The 24691-nt window shown below is 63.1% G+C and carries 20 protein-coding genes; 16 read left to right on the forward strand and 4 right to left on the reverse strand.

The genetic code is table 11. From position 1 onward, the window contains the following. Positions 1-2 precede the first annotated feature (2 nt). The 4 genes from SSKA14_RS23385 to SSKA14_RS11375 all read left to right on the forward strand — a co-directional run bounded on the left by SSKA14_RS23385 (position 3) and on the right by SSKA14_RS11375 (position 6094). A complete protein-coding gene (locus SSKA14_RS23385; RefSeq protein ID WP_008268340.1) occupies positions 3-854 on the forward strand; it encodes a DUF4123 domain-containing protein in 852 nt (283 codons plus the stop codon). Further along, on the forward strand, positions 847-3588 hold the full coding sequence (locus SSKA14_RS11365) for a T6SS effector BTH_I2691 family protein (RefSeq protein WP_008268645.1): 2742 nt from the start codon (positions 847-849) through the stop codon (positions 3586-3588). Before SSKA14_RS23385 ends, SSKA14_RS11365 begins: the two co-directional genes overlap by 8 nt. 3 nt (positions 3589-3591) lie before the next feature. Further along, entirely contained in the window at positions 3592-4641 is a 1050-nt protein-coding gene (locus SSKA14_RS23805; protein ID WP_157635936.1) for a DUF6708 domain-containing protein, read from the forward strand. 613 nt (positions 4642-5254) lie between these two features. Next, positions 5255-6094 carry a DUF6708 domain-containing protein gene (locus SSKA14_RS11375; protein WP_157635937.1) on the forward strand — a complete coding sequence of 280 codons (840 nt, stop codon included), beginning with the start codon at positions 5255-5257 and terminating at the stop codon, positions 6092-6094. A gap of 151 nt (positions 6095-6245) precedes the next feature. Here SSKA14_RS11375 and SSKA14_RS11380 read toward each other — a convergent pair whose 3' ends face one another. Further along, entirely contained in the window at positions 6246-6443 is a 198-nt protein-coding gene (locus tag SSKA14_RS11380; protein ID WP_040007510.1) for a hypothetical protein, read from the reverse strand. Between the two features lie 53 nt (positions 6444-6496). Then, the gene (locus tag SSKA14_RS11385) at positions 6497-7546 is read right to left on the reverse strand and encodes a hypothetical protein (protein ID WP_040007512.1); all 1050 of its coding nucleotides are present in this window, start codon (positions 7544-7546) and stop codon (positions 6497-6499) included. A 67-nt stretch (positions 7547-7613) separates the two neighbouring features. On the opposite strand from SSKA14_RS11385, the gene SSKA14_RS23810 reads away from it, so the two are divergent. From SSKA14_RS23810 to SSKA14_RS11395, 3 genes are all read left to right on the forward strand, one after another. Next, a complete protein-coding gene (locus SSKA14_RS23810) occupies positions 7614-7757 on the forward strand; it encodes a hypothetical protein (RefSeq protein ID WP_008266683.1) in 144 nt (47 codons plus the stop codon). Positions 7758-7791: 34 nt separating this feature from the next. After that, a complete protein-coding gene (locus tag SSKA14_RS23040; protein WP_050413367.1) occupies positions 7792-8838 on the forward strand; it encodes a DUF6708 domain-containing protein in 1047 nt (348 codons plus the stop codon). 108 nt (positions 8839-8946) lie between these two features. Continuing rightward, positions 8947-9888, forward strand: a complete 942-nt coding sequence (locus SSKA14_RS11395) for a DUF6708 domain-containing protein (RefSeq protein WP_050413368.1) — start codon at positions 8947-8949, stop codon at positions 9886-9888. Between the two features lie 39 nt (positions 9889-9927). On the opposite strand, the gene SSKA14_RS11400 is transcribed toward SSKA14_RS11395, so the two are convergent. Further along, complete coding sequence (locus SSKA14_RS11400; protein ID WP_008268684.1) at positions 9928-10689, reverse strand: hypothetical protein; 762 nt, start codon at positions 10687-10689, stop codon at positions 9928-9930. Positions 10690-10886: 197 nt separating this feature from the next. Here SSKA14_RS11400 and SSKA14_RS11405 point away from each other — a divergent pair, with 197 nt between their 5' ends. From SSKA14_RS11405 to SSKA14_RS11430, 6 genes are all read left to right on the forward strand, one after another. Then, positions 10887-11768, forward strand: coding sequence for a M15 family metallopeptidase (locus SSKA14_RS11405; protein WP_232281381.1), 882 nt, complete (start codon positions 10887-10889; stop codon positions 11766-11768). Positions 11769-11870: 102 nt separating this feature from the next. Next, on the forward strand, positions 11871-12131 hold the full coding sequence (locus tag SSKA14_RS11410; RefSeq protein ID WP_006451293.1) for a PAAR domain-containing protein: 261 nt from the start codon (positions 11871-11873) through the stop codon (positions 12129-12131). A 42-nt stretch (positions 12132-12173) separates the two neighbouring features. Beyond that, entirely contained in the window at positions 12174-13610 is a 1437-nt protein-coding gene (locus SSKA14_RS11415; RefSeq protein ID WP_008265424.1) for a hypothetical protein, read from the forward strand. A 15-nt stretch (positions 13611-13625) separates the two neighbouring features. Further along, positions 13626-17333 carry a type VI secretion system membrane subunit TssM gene (tssM, locus tag SSKA14_RS11420; RefSeq protein ID WP_008267670.1) on the forward strand — a complete coding sequence of 1236 codons (3708 nt, stop codon included), beginning with the start codon at positions 13626-13628 and terminating at the stop codon, positions 17331-17333. After that, positions 17330-18313, forward strand: a complete 984-nt coding sequence (gene tagF / locus SSKA14_RS11425) for a type VI secretion system-associated protein TagF (RefSeq protein ID WP_006451227.1) — start codon at positions 17330-17332, stop codon at positions 18311-18313. Before tssM ends, tagF begins: the two co-directional genes overlap by 4 nt. A 2-nt stretch (positions 18314-18315) precedes the next feature. Next, entirely contained in the window at positions 18316-19095 is a 780-nt protein-coding gene (locus SSKA14_RS11430) for an OmpA family protein (RefSeq protein ID WP_040007518.1), read from the forward strand. Between the two features lie 45 nt (positions 19096-19140). Here SSKA14_RS11430 and tssA read toward each other — a convergent pair whose 3' ends face one another. Continuing rightward, on the reverse strand, positions 19141-20199 hold the full coding sequence (gene tssA, locus SSKA14_RS11435; RefSeq protein ID WP_008267731.1) for a type VI secretion system protein TssA: 1059 nt from the start codon (positions 20197-20199) through the stop codon (positions 19141-19143). 234 nt (positions 20200-20433) lie between these two features. On the opposite strand from tssA, the gene SSKA14_RS11440 reads away from it, so the two are divergent. Genes SSKA14_RS11440 through SSKA14_RS23390 form a run of 3 tightly spaced genes read left to right on the forward strand, consistent with a single transcriptional unit; the run spans position 20434 to position 24588 of the window. Next, positions 20434-23217, forward strand: a complete 2784-nt coding sequence (locus SSKA14_RS11440; protein WP_050413369.1) for a type VI secretion system Vgr family protein — start codon at positions 20434-20436, stop codon at positions 23215-23217. Beyond that, positions 23217-24098 (forward strand): DUF4123 domain-containing protein, encoded by an 882-nt coding sequence (locus SSKA14_RS11445; protein WP_040007520.1) that lies wholly within the window; start codon positions 23217-23219, stop codon positions 24096-24098. The genes SSKA14_RS11440 and SSKA14_RS11445 overlap by 1 nt, the downstream gene beginning before the upstream one ends. A gap of 10 nt (positions 24099-24108) precedes the next feature. Further along, positions 24109-24588 (forward strand): DUF3304 domain-containing protein, encoded by a 480-nt coding sequence (locus SSKA14_RS23390; protein WP_232281382.1) that lies wholly within the window; start codon positions 24109-24111, stop codon positions 24586-24588. The last annotated feature ends 103 nt before the right edge of the window (positions 24589-24691 follow it).

Below are 24691 nucleotides of genomic sequence, written 5' to 3' on the forward strand. Positions count from 1 at the left end.
TGATGCAACTCGACCATCGCCTGTTCGAGGCCCACCAGTACGCGCTGATCAACCCATTGCAGATTGATCGCCGAATTGCCCAACTGTGGCCGTGCGAACCAATCGTGCCCAAGGAACTACGAGGGCAGGAGCATCTGTTCCCGTATCTGCTGCGACTGGGCGAAATGTCTGCCGATACCCGCCTTGCAGCTCTGGATGAAACTGTCCACTACGCCCGGGAACATGACAGGGTCCCATTCTCTGCCCTGCTGGTCAGCGATGCGGGACCGGAGCACGTCCGAAATCAACTCGCGCGCGGACTAGTGAGGAAGGTAGATGGCGAGCGCATGTTGTTCAGGTACTACGACCCTCGCGTCTGGAGTGCGTTGACTTGGATTCTATCCACCTCGCAATTGGATGCCCTCTTGGGGCCTGTTCAGTCCTGGACAGCTCCAAGCGCAAAAAGAGACATCTGGCGTACTTATGAAAGCAGAGGAACAGGCAATGATGGATTGCCTCTCGCGCCAGGCCAGATGCATGCCATTTCCTCGTTGGCATCTATCAATAGAGTGATTGATAGGCTGCTCCGCGTAGACCATGGGATCGATGATCACAGTGTCTCCAAGCAGGTATACGACGAAATTTTGAGTGCCGACGCACTCGGATTGTCCGATGCCGATGACCAGGAGGCATTTGCATTCGTTTCGATCACGCAGCCGCCAGGAATTCATGAAGCGCCTATGTACCAGGAAGCCATCCGCATAGCTCGCCTTGAGCCCGGTGCATACAGAAGCATTGTCACAGCCGCGCTTGAAGATGATGAGAGCGAGCCACCGTTGAAGCAGCAGGATCAAGGAGTTTGGCAGCATGGATAAGAAGCCGACGCAGTCGTGCGACCCTGCAAAAAAATGTGAAATCTGTGATCAGGTCGGCCTGCCGATTCTCCCGCTGCGATACGCGATCAGCCGTACCGACGTGAAGGAGATGTGGCAGGGTCCTGCTCTGGGCGGAGCCTTCGGCAAGGACGTTACAAGTATTGCCCTGCCTCCGAACGAAGCGCGCTATACCCTCCGGCTCGCTCGCCAGGGCTACCTTTACGTGTTCAACGAAGTTCGTGGGGAGTGGAAGGGCTACCAGATCACCAGTGACTCCTACCTGCTGGAGTTCGACCCGTATGCTGCGCCCCCACCGCTTGAAGAATTTCAGCCAACCTGTGCTCGAATGGCTGACTCGCAGGTTGCTCGTTTCGTAACTATTCCGGATCCGAAGCGTGCCGGAAAAGTCTGGTTCGGCTTCACTGAAGCTCCGTGGCCCAAGGAAATACTGGAGCGAAATCGTCGCTCGGGTGAGCGCAAGAAGCACATGCGTTGCGTTGACGTACAGGCGTGGCTCAAGGGTAAAGCGTTGGACCATGCAGGAAGTGTCAGCGGTGCCCTGGCGTTGGTCAGCGAATTCAAATTCGGCAGAAAAATCCGCGAGCAGCAGGAGGTGACGATCCCTCTGTTGCCGCCGGTCACGCCTGCGCCACCAGCTAAGGCACAGGGCCAAGGTGCAGATGACATAATTACAAGAACGCTTGAGTCGGTTGAGGTATATGCTAACCCCGGCTTCTCCTTCTCGTTTGTGCCATTTGTAAGGTGCAAGCAGGATGTTCCTGGAATGGAAGCTTGGCTTGCAAAGAGTGCGGCCGACTCTCGTCCAATGATGCTCGCCTTGAATGATCCTGCCGGACTCACGCAGGAGCTCTCAGCCCTGATCCGGCAGAAAACCAGGGAGTTTGAGGAAGAGGATGACAGGGCCTGGAAACACGCCACGTCTGTCGCCATTCGCGGTATCCGGCAGGCGATCGAGGATCAGGCGGCTGCCGATAAACTAAGCAAGGTTCGCGCCAGTGCCTACACTGGCCGCGCCGCAATGGAGCTCTATGCTGCGGGCATCACGAAGATGCGTGAGGAGCTGACTGCTGAAGAAGATAGAGATGCCAGGGACTCCGCGTGGGACCGATATCGGGATGACTACAGCCAGGAAAAGCTTGACCAGTTCGATACCAACTTGGTGCCGCAAATGGAGCGCTTTACCTCCACTCATTTGACTCCGATCGCCCAGAGCTTTGTGCTCTGGTACAAGGATGATGGTTTTAGAACATGGTTGGCATGCAACCACCATGACGAGCTTTCCTACAGTTCCATGAGATTGACTGAAATCGTAGACAGCACGCTTGATGGCGTCGTTGGCTTCGACTGTGTGCAAGGTGCAGTCCTTGCAGATCTGGCTGGGCGTTTTCAGGACATCAAAAACTGTACGGTTCGAGCGTTGACCCTGAATGACAAGATCGCCGCAGACGTGATCGAAAGGGAGTCAAAAACTTTCCTGAGCAACGCAGACAATGCTGGGGCGTGGTCAAATATCTTCAAGGCCTACGGGCATGTTTTGGACCGCGGAGGCAGCCGGCCTCAGGAACTCCAACACGGTTTGGGGTTGGTTGCGGGACTTGTCTTCAAGACTTCTGGAGTGATCGTCACGGCGTTGTCAAAAGCCGGATCGGCAATCGTGAAAGCCGGAGTGAACATATCCATCTCTGCCGCTACGAGAAATAATTTGGTTGGCCTCCTCGGGGTGCTTTCCGGAAAGCGCATTCAGAGGGTTGGTATTCGTGCGTCTGAGCGTGAAATGGCGCACTTCCTGGTAGAAGCGCTTAGCGAAGGGCAGGTCGGAGTAAACAAGCGCGAGCTGAGGGCGCGTGTCGATCAGCATCTCCGTCAGGAGCTCAGTGAGCGTAGCGGCGCACGCGTAGCTACAGGTGATCGCAACGCCCGGGGTAGGAAGGTCTTTGAGTGGGCCGTTTTCTGGGACAAGGAGGCGATGGCGGCCGTCCGGAATGGACAGCCGGGGGCGATGGCAAATATGCTGATGAGCGAAGAGCAAGTGAGGGCGCTGGTGAGGAATCGCGCCGCGCAGTACACCGCTCCGCATGTCAGCTTGGACGTGCGCTTGGGCGTTGTCGGACTGATCCTGGACGCTTGGAACGTTGCGGATTCGTACGGCAAGTTGGATGTGGAGAAGGAGGGGCCGGCTGGTCGTAGGCAATTGAGTCTTGCTTCTGCACTCGTCGGATTTGCGGGTACCAGTGTTGAATTGACGGGCATGGCCTTGGCCAAGACGTCGTGGGGAAGAACGGCTTTGGCGGCCGAGATCAGATTTGGTGCAATTGAAGTCACAAACATGGCGGGACTTGTGGGCTTTCTCGGCAAATTGCTGGGCACAGTCGGTGGATTACTAGGCGCTGTTGTTGATGGGTGGAAGGCGTATGAGTCAATAAAGTCCGGAGATATTCCGATGGCTGTTTTCTACGGAACAACGGCTGTTGCAGGCGCGGTGGTGGCCTATCTCATGTTCGTTGGTGCCATGACGGCGGGTGTGGGCTTCATTGTACTTCTGGTGCTAGGGTTGATAAGCATGTTGGGCGAGTGGATTATTAATCTTATTCGTGATGACAAGGTTGAGAGGTGGCTTGATATGACGCCGTTTGGAGTGCATGAGCATGGTAGGTTCGAGTCGCCTGAGGCGCAGGGTGAGGCATACAGCGCAATGCTTCCTGCGGGAGCGTGAGAAGTGAGTCAGTTTGCAGGTTGGCTAGCCCAGCGGTATCGCAATAATCGTCCATTGACCGAGTATGAGAGGCGCGCAGATCTGCGCCAGTTTGACTCGTCCACGTTCACCCCGATCGATAAGGGGATAATATACATTGATGATAATTGTATTGAGTATGTAGATCGTCACTTTCGATATCGAGGGTGGGCGTTAATGGGTGCCAGTGTGTTTATTTCGCTTGGCATTATATTTATTGTGGCAATCTTGCATGCAACGATGTCCTTGGTCGATCGAGTTGGTTCGCTCGCATCAGGCGATACATATGCGATTGCAGGCTTGATCGCTGTGGTTCTCGGATTCCTGGCATTCGTCTTCTGGAAGTTGCTGTTGCGTGATATTCTGCGATATCAGTACTATCCAGTAAGATTTGATCGAATTTCACAACAGGTCCATGTGTTTACTGGTAAAGGCGCCAAAGTAGTTTCGGCGTCATGGCAGGACGTAAAATTTATTATCGGCAGGGACAAGCCAATGGGGCCTGGCGAAGGATATACCTATGATCTGAGAGGCTTGGTGATGCGCGGCGATCAAGTCGTTCACACCTTTGCCGTTGGGTCTGACAGTGGTCGTGATCCTGCGATTACGCTTGCACAATGGGAAATGATCCGGCGCTTCATGGAAGAGGGGCGTTCCGCACTGCCTTTCCCGCCGCTGCAGCTCTACACCTCGGTTGAGCCCAGTTTCCGCAATGCGTTCATCATCCACGTGTCATCTGCAGGTGAAGGTTTGATGTTGATTGCGCTTCCACTGACGGTGCCTTGGGCGCTGTTCCGCTTCCTTGCGATGAAACTGTGCCGTAAGCCGGTTTGGCCTGCGGCAGTGCTAAGACATGGAGCCTCTGCAAATTCTGGAGCGCCTCCGCTCCGTGCGCCTGCTGTGTATGGGCGCGTGAATCGAGAAGGGGGGCGGGTGGATGAGATGGAGCGCTTTTGGAAGGAGTCGATTGCGGCCGCGAAGGCTCGCAATGACGAGGTGCGTGAGCAACTCCAGAAGGGTTCAATCAGCGTTTGATGTAGCGAGCGCGTGCACCTTCAACTGGAAGCGACCGTGCGGGCCGGGTGATCGTCGTGCGCGCCTGCGACCCGGTAGGGCCGCAGGCCGCGCGGCAGCGGGAAGAACAAGGAGTCGATGCGGATGTCACTTGCAGACCATATAGAGGTTCGCGGCGCCCAGGAAGCGCCATGGACCAAGTATGCATCCGGTGGGCACTGAATGTTGGATTTTGAATCTTCGCCAATCGATGGAAAATGAAGCGCTGATATTCGCAAATCTCACTTATCTTGGATAAATTGACGCTGATTTCCGGATGCACGGTGCAGTACGATTTAGCTTCGCCCTCCACTGCACTGAGAAAAGGCGAGCATGGCAATCCGCTGCATCTGATTGCTCACCATGACATCCGCACTAGAGTTCAACATTCGACTGCGACGCTCAGGTCGTGTTTAAGTGCGGGGGAGGCCATTACGTTGCAAATTGGTGCGCGATGCGGGATGATTCAGCTGTGCCGTCTTCTGCGCTGAAGCTTCCCGAGAGGAATCACCAAGCATCTTCGCGAGCTTCCACGAATGGGGGTGTCCTCGACGTTTACGAGTTTGGGATCTCGTTTGTCGATCAGATGAGTGCCATGCGCGGTTATGCCAGCAGCGGAGGCTGGGTTGGCCTATTCACCGTAGGGTTTGGTCTTTACATCTCTTTGTTTGTAATGGGCTTCAGTTGGGTGGCAGTTCTTGAGTTGGTTTTGCTCTTGATTGTACTGGCGCTTATACAGAGCGACTGGGTCGGCTATCGGGCCGAGCCCGTTTTGTTTGATTGCCGCGCAAGGAAGGTCCACATATTCAAGTCAATTGGGCTCCCTTGGTGGCAGTGGTGCTGGAATATTTTTGCGCGACCTCGTTGCGAAGTGCAGTCTTACGACTGGGAGTGCGTAAGCGCGGAGGTTGTCAGCTATACGATCTTTACCGGCCAAGTACCTCGCCGAGAAGCGAGCCTGGTGATTACGATCTCGGATCGCCCCGGTAGCCCGGTGGAAATCCAACGTGTTGGCGTTGGCCCGAGTTTTGGCTTTGGTAACCAGTCCGGCCCTGTAGAGCGCTGGGAGTACATACGCCGCATGATGGGGGGTGTCGGTCCCGTCTGGACGCCCGGTGAGTCGCGATTTCAGGATTTTGCGGTAAGCCTGGGCGAGGCGTTGACAATTGCGCAGCCTCTGATCGGCCCGGGTTCCCATCAGTACTGGAAAAAGGGGCCGGCAATGTGGCTGCTGGGTACGATCAGCCTGATCGCGCTGCCCTTGACTGCGTACATCGGACTGAACCGCTACGTCAGTTATCGGTTGCAGCGGAAGCCGCGATGGCCGGCTGAAGTATTGCATTCAGTGGGGGCCGGTCCATTCACTGACGCTACTCTGAGGGAGCGACTCAGCCTGGAGAAGCCGGGGGCGGGTGGTACGAAGCGGCGCAGATAAGGGTTTCGACGTGCCCCGCCATCCGCATTGACAGCGGGCAAGCTTGGGCATCTGCCTTGCCTGTGTCACGTTGCATCCGCATCTCGGCGCATGACGGTCTTACGCGTACCTGGCCAGCCAGAGATCACGGGCGCTCAGATTCCCCGCCATCTCACTTCGTGCTGACAAAGATCACAGTGAAAAGCACCAGTGCGATGCCCGCAATCAGCGGACTGATGGCAAGCCATCGCTTGCTCCTGGACTGCCAGCCGTTAAACCGGCCAAGGTAGTGATAGATGGAGTGCGCAAGGAGCGCGATGAGTCCAATGGACAGCGCAATGTAGAAAAGGTCTCCAAAAGAAATCGTCATTGTGCAATCGGATACGTACTGATGAGGGACAGCAGCAGGCAGAGAACGCGTTGTCAGCTGCGCAGGAAAACAAGCGAGTAGATGATGAAGCTCCAGCCAATCAAGCTGATAAGGCAACTCAAGCTGCACACCACCGCGACCTGGAGGGCAGCCTTTCTCCTTCCGGCAATGTCTTCCGGGCTGGAGCGCAGGATGGAGTAGTGCTCGCTGCTGCCGCGCGTCGAGTTGCTGGCAAAAAGGTCCATGGGTGGCGCTACGGGGCGCTTGAACCGGGCATAGAGCATCTGTGACAAGGGTTCTGGCCAGAAGATCAGCCATAGCAGTACGTTCCCCAGATACTGCGGGACAGCGAAGACGTTCCAGTTCATGGCGCGGATGCGTTCAATCATCTCCTTGCCCGCGCCACCGGCAGAGAGCGGTCCCCGCTCCAGCAAGGATGTCGTCCAGTGCGATGGATCAACCAGAAAAGTGGGGGGCATCGCTTCGGGCGCTTCATCCATATAGCGCCGGATCAGCTCCCATGCCTGCTGGCAGGCCTCCCGGTCTGGAAGGGGGCCATCGACAGTAAAGCGCAGGCGCCACAGTTCAGGAGTCTCAGGATAGATCTCCATGAGGTCGAGAGCCATCATCAGCGGCGCCCCGGGCTGGGCCGAGCCGTGGCCGACGCGGGCATAGGGCCTGACGTTGTTCCAGTCCAACAGGCATTGCTTGCCGTCGACAACACAGAAGACTTTCCGGGTCCTGCGGAAGAAGTACAGGTCGCTCTGTCTGCTGCCGATACTCAATTTGACGCAGAGAAAGGCGACTGCTGCGAGTGCCGCGACCCCAAGGCCCGCGCTCGCCGATACGAACACACGCATTCCCATGCTTTCTGTGGGTTCAAGCGCCGCCATCACCCCCATGTAACCCAGGCCGATGGCCATGCACAGCATCACCAGTGCAGCGACCGGCATGATGGATTCCATCCGCGAAGCAGCATTGCTTTCCGACCAGACCATGGCCTCGTCATCAAGGCGCATCACGTCACGCACGGAGTAGGCCTGCGGAGTTGCATCAGGGGGCAGGGCGCCTTCAGTAAGGCGGAGATCCTGTTGGGTCTGCATGCAGCGACATTTGCTTTGAATGCGAGCTCCATCGAGGCTATGCCCGGAATAGTGCTGACGCAAGCCCATGACGCTGCTGGGCATGAGCATCACTGTGCTGGGGTTGTTTCGAATGGCGGAGTCGGTCGACAGCGAGGCGGGAGGAGCGCTCACCGGCGGCAACGTTCCCGTGCATGTCGCAGGGCCGCACGACACCACGTTGTTGCAGTAGGATCGTTCATGGACTGGGTTGGAGTGGTGAGGTAATGGACTACGCTGGAATCGATACCAGAAATCTTCGCTTTGCGGTCAATCGTCCCCTCACGGCCGCTGAGGAAGATCAGCGACTGGACGTTTCGGCCTCAGTAGGAGTGCCCGCACGGAGCGGGCTGTCCGTGATCAGGTTCAGCTCGACCTGCCTCGAGCTGGTGGATCGCTGGTACCCGGTGAAGGGCTTCAATGTCTGGCTCTCGGTCATGGGCGCACTCGCGTTCGTGCCCACGTCGTCCTACCTCTTCGTGAACCTGATTGTCCTGGGTGAGCCATTCCGGGAGGACGAACGCTGGATCCTCTGGTGCTTCTGGCTCTTCATTGCGCCCGTTTCACTGTTCATTCTTGCCGGCATCGTGTGGCTCTTTAGAAGCGAGTGCTTCCGATGGACGCACTATCCGATCCGATTGGATCGCATGAATCGCAAGGTGCACTTCTTCCGCCAGGACGGTACGGTCGCCAGTGGTGACTGGGACCGTTTGTTCTTCTTCATCGGCGAGTCAACGACCCCACCCATAGGGCGAACCCACGACATCCGCGCGCATTTTCTCTCCGATGACCGCAAGACCGTCCTGGAGACGTTCTCGCTGGGCTACGAGTACATGGGGGAGCAGTCGGATCTGCTGGGGTTGTGGGAGTTCATCCGGATGTACATGCAGGGCGGGGACGCGGCGCTTGAGCATCTTTGCGGGGAGGTGGGTTTCTACTTGCCCATCCATGACAGGAAAGAGGGATTCGTGTTTGGCGTGGTCCGGACCTTTGCCGGCCTGGTTCACTGGCCTTGGTTGCACGTAGTTCTTTGCTTGCCTTTCAGCTTCATTGCCTTGGGCCGATGGTTGGCGATGACGACCAGCCGCATCCCTGCGTGGCCGACCGAAGTGGAGGGCGGCGCCAGTGTCGACCGAGCAGACAAATGGCAACGTGATTGGCGCGACAATCCGCGTCTGGGTTTCCTGGACAAGGCTTGGCCGATGATCTGCACTGCGACTGGTGTCGTGATGGGCGTTGCCATCGTGTGTGCGATCACGCGGTCGACCGGCTAGCTGTGACGGTCAGGGCCCCGGCGCTCCGACGGCGTGTCTCCTGGGCCCATCCCTGTTGCGCGGGAGGCGGTTAACATGCACTCCAGGACAGTCGTCAAGGATGCGGTGATGTACACCGGATGGATGCAGAAGTTTCCCGTGGGACAGCCGCTCTCTCCAGAGGAGAGTCGCTCTCGTTTCGATGTCCATGCAGCCCAAGTCGCAGCGCCCGACGAACGCGCCTCACTGGTCCGCTTCAACTCAACCTACATCGAACTGATCGACCGGCGTTTCAGGCTGCGCGGCATGGTGTCGACCACCGTGGTCCTGCTGGGCACCATAGGCCTGTTCCTGCTCGGCTTTTTCCTTCTCTTCACGCTGGTGATCCCCAATCTTGAGGGCGACGTCTGGGACTGGGTGATGTACGCAATGGTGGCCGTGTGTGTGATCGGCGCGCCGGTCTTGTTCTGGCACACGACACTCAAGTACGAGTTCTTTACGTACGTCTGGTATCCGACCCGATTCAATCGTCGCAACCGGATGGTCTATTTCTTCACCGGCGGCAAGGAAGGGGCCGTGGCAGTGCCTTGGGATGAAGCGGTGTTCTATATCGGACGAGGGACCAGCCAGGCGTTCCTGCGCGATCTCCGGTGCAGCATCATCGATGAGCGCGTGGTTCAGCGTACCTTTGCCGTGGGCCATTACTTCGATGACGAGCAGGCGATCAAGGGACTCTGGGAATTCGTCAGGCGCTACATGCAGCAAGGGCCGGCGGACGTGGTCGACACGATCGAGGGCCGGCAGATGAACCTTTCGGTCAATCCTTCCTTGCGCAATTGCTACCTGTTTGTGGTCGCCAGCCTTGGCCCAGCCATGCTGGGCGCCCGCTTCGTGCTGATGCCGTTGCTGCTGCCGCTGGTGCTGTGCCGCTGGCTGGTCCTGCTGTCCTGCCGCATGCCGGAATGGCCGCAGTGGGTGGAGGATGCCTGCAAGGTCGATCCGAATGATCCGCTGAGACTGGCCGAGCCTGAGGTCATGGCGCAATCGCAGGCGGGTCGGCAGTCCATCTGACCGGGAGAGTCGAGCAGGGCTCGACTCCAAGGTCCTGGCTTACATCGCCGGGCAGGCCGGGTCCTTGCCGCTCACCGCTGCGCAGATCCGGCGGCGGCAATCCACGCCCTTCAGCGACGCGGGGCTGGGGCAGGTACGCAGCTGAGCCTGGATGTTCGACTCGGTCGATGCGGACTTCTTGCTGGCCACGCGCTCGAAGGCGGCGCGCTCGTCTTCGGTGCGCTTGCGCTGGTCGGCCTCGATCTGTGCGATCAGGTCGTCCATGCTTTGCGGTTGGGCATTGGCCTTCGTTTTGGCCTTGGCCTTGTCCTCTTCCTTGATGATGCCGAGCAGGGTGCCGAGCAGGTTTTCATCGCCCTTGCTCTTTGCGTCGCTCTGCGTTGCGGCACGCGAAGCGCGTGCGGCAGGCGCAGGACTGCGTGCGGCCGCCCCGCTCGCCGCAGTCGCCGCCGATGGGGCCGCAGCGACCGAAGCGGCATCAGCGGATGCAGGCGCTGTGTCTGCGGCAGGTGCAGGCAGGGCCGGCTCACCGGCGGTGGCCGGCGCATCGACGATCATGGCAGCGCCGTCACGCGGGGCGCCCGCCGGAATGTCCGGGTGCCCGGTGGCATGGGCCGGATCCGGTGTGAGCGAATACTCGCTCGGTTCCGGATAATCGCTGCTGCCGGAGAAGCCCCAGGCGGCCAGCCCGGCAAGGGCGACGACAACGGCGCCGATGCCCAGCCATAGCCCCAGGCGTCGATTGCCACCGGCCGACGCGCGCGCAGCACGAGCGGACGCGGTTGCCTGCCGGCCCTCCATGTCTGCCAGAATACGGCCCGAATTCGGGGCCTGGCCCTTCGCCTGCGCTCCCCCTGAGAGCAGACTTGGCCGATTGATTCCGCCATTATTCAAGTGCATCCAGCCCTTGGTTTGACTCGGCATCTGCCGAAGCGAATTTCCGCATTCTTAGTGAAAGGCGGTGGGGCGTCAACCAGATGACGAGTCAAGGAGGACCGGTGTTGCCAATCGTGGTTGCTGCCATTGCCGTTGTCGCACTTGTGGCGGCGGTGTGCTGGGTGTTGCTGTTTCCCGAGACCGTGGAATCGCTGCGCCAGGCACTGTCGCGCCGCTTGGGCGGATTCCGTCGCAAGGCGGGTCGGGTGAGCGATAAAGTCGGTCATGGGGTTACCCGGGTGCGCAGTGGGGTTCGTGAAGAAGCCGGCGCTGCACACAGTGCCCTTCGGCGGCATTGGCCGATTATGGCGATTGCGGCAGCGGCGCTGCTGATTCCTCCAACTGTGATATTGATCACACGTCAGACGGTGGTGCTCGAAGATTTTCGCGGCGATGATCTGGCGGAGTCGAGTTCGATGGTCGCCCAGCTGCTGCGGGGGGAGCGCCTGACCCCGCCGCCGCCGCCGCCGCCGGAAGTCTTCACCACCGCCGAGGTGCGCCGCCTGCGGCCTGAAATCGTGACGGCAGACCGCAAGTGGGATCAGATCGATGCCGATCTGCAGCAGCGCGTGCTGGCCATCTATGAGGTGATGCGCCGCCAGTACGGTTACGAGATGGTGCTGATCGAGGGTTACCGCAGTCCGCAGCGGCAGGCCGAGTTGATGGCCGGAGGCAAGGCGACACGTGCCGGCGCCTGGCAGAGCTGCCATCAATATGGGCTGGGCGTGGACAGTGCACCGATCCGGGATGGCAAGCTGCAGTGGGACATGAACGACGAGTGGACCAAGCGTGGTTACTTCCTGTACGGCGAGCTGGCTGAACAGGCAGGCCTGGACTGGGGCGGAAACTGGCGCAGCATCAAGGATTATGTTCACGTGGAAATGACAGCGCGTTGCCGCGCGGCCCGTGCGGCCAAGCGTGAAGAACTGTCACGCCAAGGGTGATAACCGCATGGCGGTGCTGGTATGGTTACCGCGATGATCTGGGTCGCCGGGGAACAGGGGGCGATGGAGCGCCAGGTCACACAGGATCAAGGAGCATGATGGATGGCACGACCGTTTATCGTCGTCGGTGACAAGCTCAGCCACGGAGGCAGCGTGGTGGCAGGCACCGGCCAGACCGATATCAATGGCAAGGCGGTGGCCCGGGTGGGCGACCGTGCAGTCTGCGCCGTGCATGGCGCAACCTCGATTGTCAGTGGTGACGCAACCGTCGTGATCGATGGTCAGCCGGTGGCGCGCGATGGCGACCGCACGGCGTGCGGAGCGACGCTGATGGCGTCACAGGCCACCACTGGCCTGCGCTGAACGACGCGGTCGACGGGAGCAGCGCATGGAGCACGGCAACTGATGGCGGGATGGCTGGGCAAGGCAGCGTCGGTGGTGATGGTCTTCATCGCCACCTGGGGCGCGACGATTCTTTACTGGCGCAACAGCGGCACGGTACCGACCGGCATGCAGATGCTGGCCTATCTGGGACTGCTGCCGGTGGGGCTGAGTGGTGCCGGCTTCATGCTGCGCAACGCCGCGCGGCGCGGCGCCGATATGGCGTTGCAGAAAGCCGGTGAGGATCGTTCCGGCCCGGCCCCGGCCGAACGCGAGAGTGTCGCTGGCGCCCCGTCGGGCGTGCCTGCCGTTGCGTTGCTGGCCGGCCACCTGCGCCTGGGCATGGACCTCGATGCGCAGGCCCTGCTGGCGGCTGCGGCGGCGCCACCGCGCCCGGTGCTCGACGGGCGTTTCCGCGACAACTACAACCTGCCGGTGCGGATGAGCGCAGCACCGGATCTGGACGAATTCGAAGTCCTGCAGGTGCGCCAGGACGGTATCGATACCGCCGCGCACGAACGGCGTGCACTGGCGCTGCTGCGGCCGGTGCTGGAACGCCTGCTGGAGGCCGCCTTCACGGCCCTGCCGGAGATCGAAGCCTCCGAAGAGGTGGTGGTGGCCGGCCTGCGCCGCCGCGATGAGCAGCGCGTTGAGAATATCCTCACCCTCGAATTGCTGGTGCCGGGCAGCTGGTCCGATGGTTTGCGACCGTGGGTACAGGAGTGGCTGCAGCAACAGGCGCGTGATGCCGGCCTCGATGCGCGCCGCTTCGACGTGCGCATGACCGTGCTGGATGACGCGCGCGAGGTGTGGCCGCATGTGCAACGGGTCATCGATGCGCTGGTGTCGTCGCCGACGCCACGCTGGCACCTGCTGTTGGCGGCCGCGTCCAGCATCGATGCAGGCATCGTCTCGGCCTGGCAGTCGGCCGGGGTGCTGGCGACGGCGCAGCGCACCGATGGCCACGTACCCGGTGAAGGCGCAGCGGGCGTGTTGCTGGCCAGCCAGGCTGCTGCACGTGAAGGCGACGCCCGGCTGTGGCGACCCCAGCTGGTCAGTGCCGAGCAGGTCGAGGGGCAGCGCCCGGCAGAACAGCGTCGGCAGCTGGCGGCGCTCGCCACCCAGTGGCATGCATCACTGGCGACCGATGGCGCCCAGGCCCAATTCGTACTGCACGACGCTGACCACCGGGGCGACCTGATGGTGGATGCCGCTGCCATCGCTGCCACCCTGGCACCCGATCTCGATTTCAGTCCGCAGAGCCTGGCGCTGGCCATCAGCGCCGGCGAACTGGGCCCGGCGCTGCCGCTGGCCCAGCTGGCGCTGGCCCACGCGCAGCTTCAGCGCCAGAGCGAACCTGTGCTGCTGCTCGGTGTCGCCGACAACCAGCAGCGCCTGTTCGGGCTGGTCGATCCTCTTCCTTCCCCGACGCTGACGGCCGAGGCGCCGTCCGCTCCCTGACCCCTGGATCCCTGCATGAGTTTGAGCAATTTCAGCTACTACCTGCGCGACTACCGTCTGTGGATGGTGATCGGCCTGGTCGGTGCCGCTGCGCTGGCCCACTACGGCGAGGCCGAGGCACGGCAGATCGGCATCTGGGTCGCCATCGTGCTGGCCGGCCTGCTGGTGCTGGCGCTGCTGGTCTGGGTCGTCAAGCGGATGCTTGCCCGGCGCGCCGCCAAGCGCGTGGAGGCGATGGTCAAGGACGAGGCGGACAAGGCGGTAGCCAGCGCGCAGCCGGCACAGCGCGCCGATACCGAAGCGCTGCGTACGCGCATGATGGATGCGGTCAAGCAGATCAAGTCCTCGCGGATGGGGGTGCTGAAGGGCAACGCCGCGCTGTACGAACTGCCCTGGTACGTGATCATCGGCAACCCGGCGGCCGGCAAGAGCACCGCGATCCTCAATTCGGGCCTGCAGTTCCCGTTCGAGGACAACCGCGGCAACGTCGTGCAGGGCATCGGCGGTACCCGTAACTGCGACTGGTACTTCACCACCAACGGCATCGTGCTCGACACCGCCGGCCGTTACTCGGTCAGCGTCGAGGACCGGCTGGAGTGGCTGACCTTCCTCGGCCTGCTGAAGAAGAACCGTCCGCGTGCACCGATCAATGGCGTGATCATCGCCGCCAGCCTGGCCGAGCTGTCCGGCAGCAAGCCGGAGTTCGCCATCGAACTGGCCAAGAACCTGCGCCAGCGCGTGCAGGAAATCACCGAGCGCCTGGAAGTATTCGCGCCGGTGTACGTGCTGTTCACCAAGGCCGACCTGATCGCCGGTTTCAGTGAATTCTTCCGCAACCTCGATCCGGGCGAGCGCGAGCATGTGTGGGGCGCGACGCTGCCGTTCGACGTGCAGCAGCAGGGTGACGCGCTGGCCGCCTTCGACAGCCACTTTGATGAGCTGGCCGAGGGCATCAAGGAAATGAGCCTGACCCACATGGCGATGCAGCGTGGCCGTGAAGTCTCGCCGGGCCTGCTGTCGTTGCCGCTGGAGTTTGTCGGCATCAAGCCGGCGCTGCGCACCTTCATCGCCACCCTGTTCGAAGACAACCCCTACCAGTTCAAGCCGGTGTTCCGTGGCTTCTACTTCTCCAGCGCGCTGCAGGAAGGGCGCTCGGTGCATCACGCCTCCGAGCGCGTCGGCCGCCAGTTCAACCTGGAGCGCGGCTCGAACGTGGACGAGGCGCCGACCGGGCATACCGCGTTCTTCCTGAAGGACCTGTTCCGCAAGGTCATCTTTGCCGACAAGGAACTGGTGCGGCAGTATTCCAGCCCGCACCAGAACCGCCTGCGTTATGGCGTGTTCCTGGGCGCGGTGGGCGTGCTGGCGCTGGCGCTGGGCCTGTGGACGTGGTCGTACACCACCAACGCGCAGCTGGTGGCCAATGCCACGAAGGACCTGGACCAGGCTGTGCGCGTGCAGAAGGACCGCATGGACCTGAAGTCACGTATCGATGCGTTGCTGCTGCTGCAGGATCGCATGGAGCAGCTGGACCGCTATGGCAAGGAAGGGGGCATCACCACCCATCTGGGCCTGTACCAGGGCACGGCCATCCGCGAGAAGCTGCTGCGCGAGTACAACCACGGCATGCAGCAGGTGATGCTGGCGCCGACCGTATCGAACCTGGAGAACTATCTGGGCCAGGTGGTCGCCGAGCGCGACAAGCTGGGGCAGGGCACCAGCAGCGCTGCCGAGAGCGAGGTGCTGTACCAGAACGCGTCGCCGACCAGCACCAACGATGCCTACAACGCGCTCAAGACCTACCTGATGCTGGGCAACCCCAAGTATGTGGAGGGTGCGCACCTGTCGCAGCAGCTGACCCTGTTCTGGCGCACCTGGCTGGAAGCCAACCGCGGGCAGATGAGCCGCGAGGAAATGGTCCGCGCGGCTGAGAAGCTGATGACCTTCTACGTGGCGCAGGCGGGCCAGCCGAGCTGGCCGCAGGTGCAGAACAAGGTCACCCTGGTGTCCGACACGCGCCAGGCACTGGGCCAGGTGATGAAGGGCCAGCCGGCGATGGAGCGCGTGTACGCGCAGATCAAGGCCCGCGCCGGTGCACGCTTCACCACCACCACGGTCGACAGCCTGATCGGCGTCGAGCGCAACGGCCGCATGATCAACGGCAACTACGCCATTTCCGGTGCGTTCTCGCGCAAGGCGTGGGAAGAGTACGTGCAGGATGCGATCAAGGAAGCGGCCAACACGCAGCTGAGCACCACCGACTGGGTGCTGGGGACCACCGAGCAGAGCGACCTGTCGCTGGCCGGCAGCCCGGAGCACGTCTCGCGCGAGCTGGTGAACCTGTACAAGAACGACTATGCCCGCGAGTGGACCCGGTTCCTGCAGGGCCTGAGCGTGGCGGAGTTCAGCACCTTCGACGAGGCGGTGGCACGCATCAACAAGCTGGGCGATGCCAGCAATTCGCCACTGCGCGTGCTGCTGGAGCGCATCAACGAAGAGACCGTGTGGGACAACCCGCAGGCGCTGGCCCGCTCCAGCAAGGCGCGCAAGGGCTTCGTCGCCTGGTTCCAGCGCACCATCCTGCGCAAGGACCCGGCCGCCGCGGCTGCGGCACAGCCGGTCGGCCCGATCGGCAAGGCGTTCGAGGGCATTGCCCGCTTGACCAGCGAGCGCGGTGACCAGCCGGCCGTGATCACGGCCTACTTCGACACGCTGGCCAAGCTGCGCGCGCGTCTGAACGCGATCAAGAGCCAGGGCGAAATCGGGGTCGCTACCCGCAAGCTGATGCAGGACACCTTCAGCAACGAAGGTTCCGAACTGAGCGTGGGCCTGGCGCTGGTCGATGAGCAGGTGCTGACCGGGCTGGACGAGAAGCAGCGTGAAGCGCTGCGTCCGCTGCTGCTGCGCCCGCTGACCCAGACCTTCGGCACGTTGATCGCGCCGACCGAGAATGAAGTCAACAAGACCTGGAAGGCACAGGTCTATGATCCCTTCAAGGCACGCATCGGCCAGCAGTACCCGTTCAACCTGAACTCCGACGTCGATGCGGCGCCGAGCGACATTGCCGGCATCTTCGGCGCCAGCGGCAGCATCGCGGCCTTCAACAAGGAGGCACTGGGCACGCTGGTGATCCAGCGTGGCCCGCTGCTGGAGACCCGCCGCTGGGCCGGGCAGGGCGTGAACCTGTCGGCCGAACTGGTGGCCAACTACGGCAACTGGGTGAGTGGTTCGGCGGCCGGTGCGGCGCAGGACACCACGATCTTCGAGATCCTGCCGGCACCGGCTGCCGGCGCGCTGGAATACACCATCGAGATCGATGGCCAGGTGCTGCGCTATCGCAACACGCCACCGCAGTGGACGACCATGCAGTACCCGAACGTCGGCCAGGTGCCGGGCGTGAAGATCACCGCGGTGACCGGCGATGGCAGGACGGTGGAAGTGTTCAGTGCGCCGGGTTCGAACGGCGTCAACCGCTTGATGGGGGCGGGCCAGGTCGAGCGCCTGGATGACTCCAGCCGCATCACCTGGACGGGCAACGGTGTGTCGGTGCCGGTGGAGATGCGCATCGTCCGTCGTGCCGGTGAGGCCGCACAGGGCGGAGGTGACTGGCAGCGCGGGCTGCAGTTGCCCGAACGCGTTGCCGGTGGCGAGCCCGCGGCGCAGGCGGCACCCGCTGCTGCGCCGGCAGCGACGCCGGCTCCGGCCGCTGGAGGCGCCCGATGAGCCGGGTGGTCAGCGCGGGCGTGTCCTATTTCGGCAAGGTGCCCTCGCGCGGCGATTTCGTCCGCGCGGCCGACAACCACCAGCTGCTGGGCTGGCTCGACCGCTGGGCCGGCGAGAGCCTGGAACTGCTGAGCCAGAGCCCGGACTGGAAGCAGCGCTACGACGAAGCGCCCGAGATCCACTACGCCTTCCTGGGCTCGCGCAGCAAGATGGTGTTGTGCGGCCACTTCCTGGCCAGCCGCGACGCGTCCGAGCGGCGCTTCCCGCTGCTGTCGGCGTTGCGCCTGGATGCGCCTGAGCCGTTGCCGTTCATCGGCCGCAGTCCGTTGGCGATGTCCAACGCCTGGTCGGGCCTGGCCAGGCTCGCACGCCAGGCCTACCAGGACAGCGACGCAGCGCAGGCGCTGGCACAGCTGGCCGACGCCCGTTTCAGCATCAGCACCGACCCGGGTGACTACAACGGCAGCTTCCAGGATTTCCTCGAGAACACCACGGTGGCCGACCTGGAGCAGCGCCTGCGCGAGTCCGGCCACGGCGACGTGGCACTGCGCCAGGTGCTGCCCGCGTTGGGCCTGCTGCTGCAGCCGGTGCTCAGTGGCGGCGACGTCAACATCGACAAGGCGCTGGTGTTCCCGCTGGTGCGTGATCCGGCCTACCGTCCGCTGGTGGCAGCGTTCTGGCTGGACCTGCTGTCAAGTTTCGTCGCCCGTGGCGATTTCGAACTTGCCGTATTGATCCGCAACGACGCTGCGCCAAGCATGATCGTCGGCTTCAACGGCGCTGATCGCCAGGTGCTGCGCGCCGTGCTGGATCCGGCCGAGGCCGGCGACTTCCTGATCCGCATCCAGCATTCGGAGTGGGTGGACGACTACCTGCGCGGCGACTACAACCTCAACCGCTTCGGCAGCTTCCTCGACCGTGACGACCTGGCCCTGGCCACCGCACGCAAGCTGTTCGGCGAGACCTTCCTGGGAACCTGACGATGCGCCTGTGCAAACCTCTCCATCTCATGCTGCCGCTGCTGCTGGTGGCCGCGCCGCTGGCCGCGCAGAACGCGCCGGCAGCGGCCGCCGGCGAGCGTCCGGTGGTCATCGAAGGCGTGGTGCCTGACCAGGCGACCAAGGCCAAGCTGCTCAACAACCTGCGCGCGGTCTATGGCGCCGAGCGGGTGGTCGACCGCATCCAGGTGGAAACCATCGCTACGCCGCCGAACTGGGGCGACTATGTTTCCGGCATGATCAATCCGGGCCTGAAGCGGGTGTCGCCCGGAAAGCTGGAGGTCAATGGCCAGGCGGTGCGCATTACGGGTGAAGTCGGCAACGAAGCCCTGCGCCAGCAGGTTGCCAGTGACCTGAGCCTGGCCAGCAACACCAGTTACACGGTGACCAACGCGCTGAAGGTGGGCTCGCAGCAGAACGTGCTGGACCAGACCCTGGCCAACCGCATCATTGAATTCCAGAGCGGCAGCGCGCGCCTTACGCCGTTCGGCATGAGCATCCTCGACGAGATGGTGGCGAAGATGGCGCAGATGCCGGACAGCCGGTTCCTCATCATCGGCCACACCGACAATGTCGGCCAGCGTGAGTCCAATCTCACGCTCAGCCATGCACGTGCGCTGGCGGTGAAGAACTACATGATGTCCAAGGGCATCCCCGGCAGTCACATGGACGTGCTGGGCAAGGGGCCGGATGAGCCGGTGGCGGACAACACCAGCAACGACGGCCGTGCGCGCAACCGCCGGATCGAGTTCAAGATCCAGTAACTGCGCCCGGGGAGCCGGTCAGGCTCCCCGGCCCTGGCGCGCAGCTCAGTCTTCTGGATTGACGTCCAGCATTTCTTCCATCTGTTCCAGCGTGCCGTGGTCCTTGATGACCCGCTTGAGCCAGACGTGCAGCGGCATCTCGCCCCAGCGCGCTGCCTTTTCCGCCAGATAGGCGACCGGGCTGTGCGGCTCGGTACGGCGGAAGAACTCGGCGACCTGGCGAAGCTGCTGCAAGGCTTCCTTGCGCGAACCCGGCGCACCGGCGGGACCGCGCGAGGGCGCAGCCGGCGTCGTCTCGAACGTGGGTGCGTCTTCGGCGAAATGGCTGTCACTGAACGGGTCTTCCACCGCCCCGGTCTCGCCATCAAGCAACACTCCGGCCTCGCGGGCGAAGCGCAGCACGGTGCGCTGCAGATGCTCCAGCTGTTCGCGTACGGCGCTGAAGCTGGGGCCGTCCAGCCCCAGCCGGTTGTCCACCGCCGCCTGCAGTTCGGCCAGGGCCTGGCTGCAGTCGGGCAGGTCATCCGCCAGCTGGCGGTAGAACCCGTGCTGGGTGTCGCGGCGGGCGGCAGTGAGGATGTCCAGGCCGGGCCGGCCGTCATCGTCCTCGCCACTGTTGGCGCGGGCGTGGGCATGCTCGAAATCGGTCAGGCTGAAGCGCCCCTGCGGGGCGACGATGATCGGCACCGCCCGCAGCCACTGCAGCGAATTTGTCAGCAGCCAGCTGAGGTTGCCGATGCGTTCTTCGAAGTCGCCGTCCGGAGCCTGAGGATGGACCTCATCCCAGAAGCGATCGCACAGCCCGGCGGTGACCCGGTAGCCAGCAGCCAGGCCCTGGAAGCCTTCCAGCTGGGTGGCCGCCTCGCTGAGCCAGCCGGCCAGTCGCAGGTCCTTGGTGCGGGTCTGCAGCAGGCTGTCGGCCTCGCGCAGCACACTGCTCCAGTCGGCGTACTTGATGTCGGTCTGCCACGCACCCTGGTCGAGGGTCGGGTCGTCGGCACGACGGTTTTCGATGATCCGATCGAATTCCGCCGAGAACGACAGGTCTTCACCGGTCGGGGCGTTTTCCGAAATCGGGGCCAGCAGGGCTTCCTGATCCAGCATGGCAGGTCTCGTTGGGGACTGCGGACGATTCTAGCCTTTGAATGTGAACGCGATTACGGGAACCGGGCAAGTGCCTGTAGCTGAATACGTTATTCCGTCGGTTATGTGACGCAAAGCGCAGTTCGTTGCGCAACAACGCGCCGTGATTTTGACGAACACGCTGTTCTGGTAGATTCGGGAACTGGAAACCGACGCCATTCCGCATGGATCTGGCGTCTTCACTCTGGAAATGGCATGGATCAGCTGAATTACCTGATGACGCAGGTTGCAGGTCTTGGCGATGCGCAGCGCCTGTATCGTCTGCAGTCGGAAGCATTCACGGGATGCACCGTGGAGCGCTGGCGTGGACGTGACGCACTGGGCGAACACGCATGGACCGAGGTCGAGGTGCTCTGCACTGATGCTGGCCTCGAACTGGGGTCATTGCCTGCCACCCGCGCAACGTTGATCACGCAGCTCGCCGACGGCGGGCAATGGCAGCGCAGCGGGCTGGTGGCCGATGCCGCGCGGCTCGGGGGCGACGGTGGGCTGGTGCGCTACCGGTTGCACCTGGTGTCGTGGACCTGGTGGCTGCAGCATGCGCGCCACAGCCGCGTGTTCCAGGAACAAGGCATCCGCGCCATTGTCGATGCGGTGCTTTCCGCACACGCCGACATCGCACGCTGGCGCTGGGCCGAAGGCGTCGACGCCTTCCTGGGTGAGCGTGTGCGCAGCTACTGCGTGCAGTACCGCGAGAGCGATCTGGACTTCCTGCAGCGCTTGCTGGCCGAGGAAGGGTTGGGCTGGCGCTTGTATCCGGATGAGGAAGCGCCCTGCGGCAATGGCCTGGAGATCTTTGCCGACAGCGTTGCGCTGCCCGAGGATGCCACCAGCGCCGGGGCCGGCGTGCGCTTCCATCGCAGCGATGCCACTGAAGCCAGCGACAGCGTGCAGGCCATCGGCCTGCACCGCAGCCTGGCCAGCACGGCGGTCAGCCTGCAGAGCGATGATTATCGCCAGGTGCGTGCACTGTCGGGCCAGTCGCCGATGGAAGGCGGCGGCAACGGCTCCACCCGCGAGGATTTCGATGCGGTGGGCGCCTATGCCTTCAGCGATGGCGCGGCCGCATCGCGCCAGGCCCGCCTGCAGGCGCAGGCGCGCGAAGCACACAGTCGACGCTGGCAGGGACACGGCACCGTGCGCGGCCTGCAGTCGGGAAGCTGGCTGCGGTTGCAACAGGCCCCGGGCGGCACGCCGCCGGAGCTGCTGCTGGTCGCGGTCGACCATGCCGGCATCAACAACCTGCCCACCGACCTGCGTCGCAGCGTTGACGACGCACTCGGCGTCGCCCCCGGTGACAGCGCAGACGCGGCCCTGTGGCAGCAGGCGGAGGCGATTGGCTACGGCAATCGATTTGAGGCGGTGCCGCGCGACACGCCGTGGCGACCCCTGCTGCAGGATGGCACCGGGGCCCGCCTGAATCCTCGCCCGACGGTGCCCGGGTACCAGACGGCAGTCGTGGTGGCCGGCCAGGGAAGTGACAGCAAGGACCTGCATGCCGACAGCCACGGCCGCGTGCGCGTGCGCTTCCATTTCCAGCAGGGGCAGGGCGAGGGTGCTCATGACAGTGCCTGGTTGCGCGTGGCGCAGCGCTACGCTGGACCGGGCGTCGGCAGCCAGTTCCTGCCGCGGATCGGCCAGGAAGTGCTGGTCGGCTTCCTGGACGGTGATATCGACCGGCCGCTGGTGCTGGGGGCGCTGTATAACGGGCGCGGCGAGGCCGGCGTGACGCCGACGCCCGCTGGTGCCAGCAGCGAGGGCGATGTCTCTGCCTATGGCCAGGCCGGTGATGCGCGCCACAGCGCACAGGCCAACCTCAGTGGCGGCCAGGCGCCGGCATGGCACGCAGCAGGCGCGGGCGACCAGGCGCATCGGCAGGGCGGAGCACTCTGGGGTATCCGCTCGCGAGAATGGGACGGCGGTGAAGGCAGCAACCACCTGTTGTTCGACGATTCGAACCAGCAGCTGCGTGCACAGCTGGCCAGCAGCCAGCAGGTTTCGCAGCTGTCGCTGGGTCACCTGCGGCATCAGGCTGACAACTATGTAGGCAGCGTGCGCGGCACCGGTTTCGAGCTGCGCAGTGATGCCTGGGGGGCGGTACGGGCGACGGCGGGCGTGTGGTTCACCGCCTATGGTCATCGATCGACTGCACCTGCAGGCGAGGCGGTGCAGCCCGCCGCGCTGCTGACCCAGCTGCAGGCCCTGGGCGAGCGCTTCACCCAGGCCGCGCGCACGCATGTAACCAGTCCGTTGGCGATGCAGGAGGGGGCCAAGGCTGCGGCACGCTCCAGGATGGTGGCCGACAAGTCACCAGTCCCCGGCTTGCTGGCGAGCGTGCGCACCACCACCGGTGGCGATGATTTCGGCGCAGGAAAGGGCAGTGCGGCCGAGCGCGCGTCCGAGGCGGGCCAGGGCAGGGTGCCGCATTCCGGCGACCCGCTCCTGGGGATGGCTGCTCCGCAGGGCGTTGTGCAGGTGGCGGGTCAAGCCATGCACTGGAGCAGCGGTGAAGGCCTGCTGCTGGCCAGTGGCAGTCACAGTGAAGCGATCACGATGGGGCAGGCGCGGCTTCATGCCGGGCAAGCGATCGGAGTGCTGGCATCCGTCGTTGAAGGCGCAGCCGCCGCTCCGACGGCACTTGACGTGGTGGCCGGCAGCGAAATGCTGGACATCCAGGCGCATGCAGACCTGGTCCGCATCCAGTCGCGTGGTGCGCTGCGTGGCGCCAGCGCGCAGGCACCGGTGGAGCTCGCCGCGGCCAACACGATCCACGTCGCGACGTCCGGAGGGGCCAGCCTGACCATTGCCGGCGGCAGCATTACCATTGCTTGCCCCGGCACGATCACCGTGCATGCCGGCAGCAAGTCATTTGTTGGGCCGGCCCAACAGGGCTATCCGCTTCCCCAGTTCCCGCGCAGCAGCTGCAAGAGCTGCATTCTCGACGCGATGCGCCAGGGCACGCCGGGAGTGCTGGTGTGATGAATCGTTATGCGGTGATCGACAGCGCGCAGCGGCCGCATTTCCATGAGCGGCTGGAGCGCCTGGGCGCGCACTATCGCTCGCTGTTCGAGGGCACGGCCGAGGCGAGCCTGCTGGATATCGCTCCCTTGCTGGTGGCCTGGCCGGACACGGCCGTGCACGCCAGGCTGGATGCGGAGATCCGCCAGATGGGAACGCAGCGGCCGGGCGTGACCCTGCTGTGGAGTGCGCTGGAACTGGACGAACTCGCCAAGCGGCTGCGGACCTTCCATCTGGTCAAGGTGCCCGAGAAGGGCGGTCGCGAAATGCTGTTGCGCTGGTACGACACGCGCATCCTGCCTGCGCTGCTGGAACTGCTGCTGCCCGCGCAGCGTGCCGCGTTGCTGGAGGGCGTGCAGCGCCTGCAGTACTTCGACCGCTATGGCGATCTGCAGGAATGGCCGCTGGCCGAGGTGGACGATGCCGGCCTGCCTGCACTTCCGCCATTGCGCCTGGACCCGCAGCAGTACACGCGCCTGCTGGACGCGTGCGAACCGGATGTGGCCATCGCCCAGCTCCGCCGGGTCATTCCCGATGAGATGAAGCGGGTGCCTTATCGCTCGCTGTATCCGTTCGTCGTCAAGCATATGCAGGACACGATCGCGCACGGCGTGGACCAGGTGGACGATCACGTGCAGTACCTGTTGCTGGCACTGTACACCTCAGGCGCTTGCCGGGATCATTCCGCCGTGCGGGCCCGGTTTTCGCAGGAGGCCAGTGCCTTTGAGGCTCCGTTCCCGGATTGGGCGTCGGCCTTGCCTGACGATATCTGGTTGATGGGCGTTCCATTGTGGGAAGCCCCCACGGCCTTGCCGGCGGAAGCGGCATCACCACTGAACTAGAGGAACAACCATGCGTTTGATGCGCACTCATTTGCTGGCGGCCTTGGTACTGCTGCTCCTGGTGCCAGCCCTGGCCGCGTGCAAGGGGCGGACAGCCTCCACACCTGTGGCTGTGCTGGGCTACAACCACACCGATGCCTACATCGCGCAGTTCCTTGTGAACGGCGGCAGTGGCGGGTCGGCCGATTCCCACTCGGAAGGCGGAACGGTGTGCTGCGCGATGCTGCCTGATCGATGGACACCGGATATGAAGGTGGAGATCGAATGGACGACGGATCTCGAAACGTTCCAGAAGACGACTGTTGCAGTTCCAAAGTACGACCAGCTCGGAAACCTGGCGGTCCATTTCCTGCGCAACGGACAGGTCAAGGTCTTTGTTACCGGTCTCGTGCTGGGTCATCCCGATTATCCGTTGACCGGCCCTGAAGCGCCCTTGCGCGAAGGCGAGAATCCGGTGTGGGAGCACCTACGGCGCCCGGCTGAAAAGTGATTGGAGGACTCGCCCCGAGTGATGATTTCAGCAACTGCATCGGGACCGAGCGGGCTGGAATGCCGCAGGGCAACAGCCATGACGTACCTTCCAGGCCGATGCT

Origin of the sequence: Stenotrophomonas sp. SKA14, assembly GCF_000158575.1 — a bacterium.
GTDB classification, from domain to species: domain Bacteria; phylum Pseudomonadota; class Gammaproteobacteria; order Xanthomonadales; family Xanthomonadaceae; genus Stenotrophomonas; species Stenotrophomonas forensis.

Bases quoted from the DNA above. Each gene is read 5' to 3' on its own strand.
- SSKA14_RS11415 (WP_008265424.1), top strand. From the start codon at position 12,174: ATGGCGGGATGGCTGGGCAAGGCAGCGTCGGTGGTGATGGTCTTCATC.
- SSKA14_RS23385 (WP_008268340.1), top strand. From the start codon at position 3: ATGCAACTCGACCATCGCCTGTTCGAGGCCCACCAGTACGCGCTGATC.
- SSKA14_RS11365 (WP_008268645.1), top strand. From the start codon at position 847: ATGGATAAGAAGCCGACGCAGTCGTGCGACCCTGCAAAAAAATGTGAA.
- tssA (WP_008267731.1), bottom strand. From the start codon at position 20,199: ATGCTGGATCAGGAAGCCCTGCTGGCCCCGATTTCGGAAAACGCCCCG.
- SSKA14_RS23040 (WP_050413367.1), top strand. From the start codon at position 7,792: ATGGACTACGCTGGAATCGATACCAGAAATCTTCGCTTTGCGGTCAAT.
- SSKA14_RS11375 (WP_157635937.1), top strand. From the start codon at position 5,255: ATGCGCGGTTATGCCAGCAGCGGAGGCTGGGTTGGCCTATTCACCGTA.
- SSKA14_RS11430 (WP_040007518.1), top strand. From the start codon at position 18,316: ATGCGCCTGTGCAAACCTCTCCATCTCATGCTGCCGCTGCTGCTGGTG.
- SSKA14_RS11380 (WP_040007510.1), bottom strand. From the start codon at position 6,443: ATGACGATTTCTTTTGGAGACCTTTTCTACATTGCGCTGTCCATTGGA.
- SSKA14_RS23390 (WP_232281382.1), top strand. From the start codon at position 24,109: ATGCGTTTGATGCGCACTCATTTGCTGGCGGCCTTGGTACTGCTGCTC.
- tssM (WP_008267670.1), top strand. From the start codon at position 13,626: ATGAGTTTGAGCAATTTCAGCTACTACCTGCGCGACTACCGTCTGTGG.
- SSKA14_RS11410 (WP_006451293.1), top strand. From the start codon at position 11,871: ATGGCACGACCGTTTATCGTCGTCGGTGACAAGCTCAGCCACGGAGGC.
- SSKA14_RS11445 (WP_040007520.1), top strand. From the start codon at position 23,217: ATGAATCGTTATGCGGTGATCGACAGCGCGCAGCGGCCGCATTTCCAT.
- SSKA14_RS11385 (WP_040007512.1), bottom strand. From the start codon at position 7,546: ATGCAGACCCAACAGGATCTCCGCCTTACTGAAGGCGCCCTGCCCCCT.
- SSKA14_RS11395 (WP_050413368.1), top strand. From the start codon at position 8,947: ATGTACACCGGATGGATGCAGAAGTTTCCCGTGGGACAGCCGCTCTCT.
- tagF (WP_006451227.1), top strand. From the start codon at position 17,330: ATGAGCCGGGTGGTCAGCGCGGGCGTGTCCTATTTCGGCAAGGTGCCC.
- SSKA14_RS11440 (WP_050413369.1), top strand. From the start codon at position 20,434: ATGGATCAGCTGAATTACCTGATGACGCAGGTTGCAGGTCTTGGCGAT.
- SSKA14_RS23810 (WP_008266683.1), top strand. From the start codon at position 7,614: ATGACGCTGCTGGGCATGAGCATCACTGTGCTGGGGTTGTTTCGAATG.
- SSKA14_RS11400 (WP_008268684.1), bottom strand. From the start codon at position 10,689: ATGGAGGGCCGGCAGGCAACCGCGTCCGCTCGTGCTGCGCGCGCGTCG.